Consider the following 3,508-nt stretch of genomic DNA (forward strand, 5'->3'; position numbering starts at 1 on the left):
GGAATCTTTGACTTTATTGAATGAACAAACTGCTCAATTAATGTCATTAAGTCCACATAAACGACCTTATTATCAGCGAGGTCGAAGAGCCGAGATGCTTATCCGGTCTACCTTTTAGCCATAGTTGTCACCCCGTCAGGTGAAATTAACCAGTTTTTCCACACACTCACCAACTTCCCTCCCCGTCAATTCCAACTCCAAACAATTGAGAAACTCCTCAACCGTCAAGACATCTTACTTCGTGCTCCTACAGGTTCGGGAAAGACAGAAACAGCGATCGCACCCTTCCTCTTCGCCAAACCCCTACAACTGAACTTCCCCAACAAACTAATCTACGTCGTCCCTTTACGCACCCTCGCCAACAGCTTGCGTCAAAGAACAGAAATTCTCGTTCAAAATTGGTCAAAACACTATCCTTTACCTCGACCTTTAATAGTCACATTGCAAACCGGAGAAAACCCAGAAGACCCACGTTTTGAAGGCGATATAATCTTCTGTACGATCGACCAAATGTTAAGCAGTTTTCTCAACATTCCTTATTCTGTAGGTCGCGGTTCTGCTAACGTCAATGCTGGAGCAATCTTTGCCTCTTATCTAGTCTTTGACGAATTGCACTTACTAGATCCAGAACGCTCATTTACCACTGTCTTGAAAGTCTTACAACAAGTCAAAGGAATTACACCATTCTTATTAATGACTGCCACCTTAACTGATGAACTATCTCAGCAAATTAAAGAGGTAATAGTTCGTGGAAATTATTGAAGTTAGCCAAACAGATTTAGCTGCGATTGAAGGCAACCGTCACCGCACTTTTAGAGTCATAGCCACTCCTTTAACAGCAGACGTTATCCTCGATGACATCCAACAAAATCAGCGTCAGCGAGTTATTGTTATTTGTAACACTGTATCGCAAGCACAAGGTTTATTTCGAGATTTAGATACACTGAATTTTGAAGGTAACTTAAAAATTACCTTACTTCATTCTCGCTTTCTGCCAGAACATCGCGCCCAAAAAGAAGCTGATATTAAAGCTGTGTTCTCTGAGCAATGGCAAGCTGATAGTTATTGTCATATTTTAATAGCTACTCAGGTAATAGAAGCCGGACTTAATATCACTTGTGAAATCATGCACACAGAGTTATGTCCGATGAATTCACTATTGCAAAGAGCCGGAAGGTGTGCCAGATTTAAAGGAGAAAAAGGTGAAGTTTGCGTTTATTGGAGTATTGAGATTAATTCCGAAAATGGGGAATTAGGCGAGCGCGATTTGGCAGAAGAACCAACAGAACAGAAAAAAAGCTTTTTGCCTTACGATCGAGAACTTTGTGAGTTAACATGGCAAGTTTTAGAATTGGACTTTGGACAAAAGAAAAGTTGTTTCGCGACGTTACTACGCGAAGTGATTATCATTAATAATAAAGAATTGGGCTGATTTAAGCAGCAGTCTGTGTTGTATAAGGGTTCTTTTTCATCTTTTTAGTCTTTTTGACCACAGGATGTCGTTTTCTTTTCTCTTTGGAATCACCTTGTAACCGCCCAATCGAAAAACCACGGGGTTTGGGAGAAACAGCCGGAGTACCAATGGTGCGAATAATTCGGTAGAAATCTCTTTGCACTAAACTAGGCGTTACAGAATGATGAGTTTTTTTGTGATAAGATTTTTCCCAAGGGCGAGGTAGGACTTCCACCAAATTTCTAGCCGCCCATAATTGGATATAAGCCAGCTGCGTCAATTGTACCCAGTTTTCTTCATGCTCTACAACTGGGGTTTGAAAAGAATTCATCAACAAACGTTGTTTACTGAAACGTAAAGTATGTTCCATATCGAATCGTTGTCGGTACGAGAGATAGCAGTCCATAATAGTTAATTCATTTCGCCGTTGACCAAGCATAATTAACCACATCGGATGCCATAATTGCTGTCCAAATTCATCAGTAACTTGCACCTGTAATAAAGTAAAAGGATGTTTGTGCATCGGATAATCTTTGGTTCCCCGCATCAACATTTGATGCCAAGCAGAGATGTTTAATTGCAGACTACGCCTACGACGAGTAGTGAAATTTGTTTGTACTGTTTCATCAGGTTGATGCCAAGTAATTTCATCTTTTAAATCAAACCGTTCACCATACCAACGGCGGTGCCCCCGACCGGAATTAGTTTCTTCATTGATGGATGGTTGACGGTAAAAAACTCGATTGCTACGTACTCTCGTAATTAGTACTAAATTTGATTGAGATGATAGTGCATCCAGAAATTGACGTTGGGAATAATAGCTATCAGCTACCAGCACAGATAATTGTTCTTTTTCAAAGGCGGGACAATCATGGAGTGTTGTATCTACCTGGTCTACTCCCACCGCTATACTGTTAGTATTAGATCTGACTCGTTGGGTGCTTAAAGGAATTGACCAAGGGATATTTTGAATTCCTTCTGACTCTGGTAGAAATGATAATAAAGAGTACTGATGCCCGATATTAATCGGTTTATTACCTTTAATAGTGTTTGGTTGATGGATGTATGTCCGGTCAGGTAATGTAGGGGAAAACGGTCGTGGGATAGGGGTTGTGTCCAAACCAAATAAATGAAAATTTCGCTTAGTTGGTGCTTTAATTATTGGAGAAAGCGTTTTAAGTAGAGATTTTTGAAGTTGTTTTCTTTCGGCAACTGCTGTGTTGGGGCTACTCGGTACAAAAAATTGTCTAATCGCTTTATATAAAGCACTATAACCTCGACGGAACGAAGGATGCTCGCATAATTATACTGGAGTTTGAGCCGTGATATTTCCCGTCATAGCATCCAATAAATCCATCACACTGTCACGATTAAGCGGGAAGTTAGCGTAAACATCTTGGCGAAATTGCTGAAATTGAGCGAGTTGGTCTTCACAGGATATGGTAGGCATCAAAAAATGGTAAAAGAGAGTTTTTGTTAACAATAGTCGCGAAGTATTTTACCATTTAATTATACATTTCTTTTCTCTCTAGTTATGAAACACTCTAAGCAGAAGCTGGCTCCCAACAAGCGCTAAAAGAGCAGAGCGTTTAACTGCTACTATCGCGGCTTTAAAAGTTAAAATTCAACAAATTTATGATGAAGGTGAAGTGGCTCCCAAGGGTTGCTATGTAGCTCGTTATCAGGTCAGACAACAGAAAATTTATTGGTATTATAAATTACAAGCGACCGAACCAATTTTTGAGCAAGCAAAAGATCCCCAAAAGAAGAGTAAATATAAACATTTAGGACGGGCTGGTAGCGAGGAACATATCACCGCAGTAATCCAAGTGGTTAGACGTAATCAAATTGATGAACTTGAACGGACTATTAATTCTTTAACTAACAGTTTAATTGACTTGTATTATGACGGTGAAAGTGAAATTATTCCCGATAAGCTTGATTGATTAGTTCCTAAATTTCTAACCTCACGTTTTGACATTAAAGCTTTTTAAATAATAAATTATTTCGCGTTCATTTATCGCGAAATGCTTTTCTTCTTTGTCCAAAGTCCAA

Annotated in this window: 4 protein-coding genes and 1 pseudogene; 3 read left to right on the plus strand and 2 right to left on the minus strand. The window is 39.5% G+C overall.

Annotation, left to right across the window (positions count from 1 at the left end; all coding sequences use genetic code 11):
• Positions 1 to 144 precede the first annotated feature (144 nt).
• Together ACE1CC_RS03690 and cas3 are read left to right on the plus strand one after the other, a co-directional pair.
• The gene (locus ACE1CC_RS03690; protein ID WP_413269124.1) at positions 145 to 762 is read left to right on the plus strand and encodes a DEAD/DEAH box helicase; all 618 of its coding nucleotides are present in this window, start codon (positions 145 to 147) and stop codon (positions 760 to 762) included.
• A complete protein-coding gene (gene cas3, locus ACE1CC_RS03695; protein WP_413269121.1) occupies positions 749 to 1,432 on the plus strand; it encodes a CRISPR-associated helicase Cas3' in 684 nt (227 codons plus the stop codon). Before ACE1CC_RS03690 ends, cas3 begins: the two co-directional genes overlap by 14 nt.
• Position 1,433: 1 nt before the next feature.
• On the opposite strand, the pseudogene ACE1CC_RS03700 reads toward cas3, so the two are convergent.
• Positions 1,434 to 2,744, minus strand: a pseudogene (locus ACE1CC_RS03700) (transposase); the annotation flags it as partial.
• Between the two features lie 12 nt (positions 2,745 to 2,756).
• Positions 2,757 to 2,903, minus strand: a complete 147-nt coding sequence (locus tag ACE1CC_RS03705; RefSeq protein WP_413269122.1) for a hypothetical protein — start codon at positions 2,901 to 2,903, stop codon at positions 2,757 to 2,759.
• A gap of 151 nt (positions 2,904 to 3,054) precedes the next feature.
• Between ACE1CC_RS03705 and ACE1CC_RS03710 the strand changes: the two genes are divergently transcribed.
• The gene (locus ACE1CC_RS03710; RefSeq protein WP_459563793.1) at positions 3,055 to 3,399 is read left to right on the plus strand and encodes a transposase; all 345 of its coding nucleotides are present in this window, start codon (positions 3,055 to 3,057) and stop codon (positions 3,397 to 3,399) included.
• Positions 3,400 to 3,508 lie beyond the last annotated feature (109 nt).

This window comes from Floridaenema aerugineum BLCC-F46, assembly GCF_041929345.1.
GTDB classification, from domain to species: Bacteria; Cyanobacteriota; Cyanobacteriia; order Cyanobacteriales; family Aerosakkonemataceae; genus Floridanema; species Floridanema aerugineum.

What these genes read in the sequence shown, in the direction of transcription:
- ACE1CC_RS03705 (WP_413269122.1), bottom strand. Translation starts at nt 2,903, where the DNA reads ATGCCTACCATATCCTGTGAAGACCAACTCGCTCAATTTCAGCAATTT.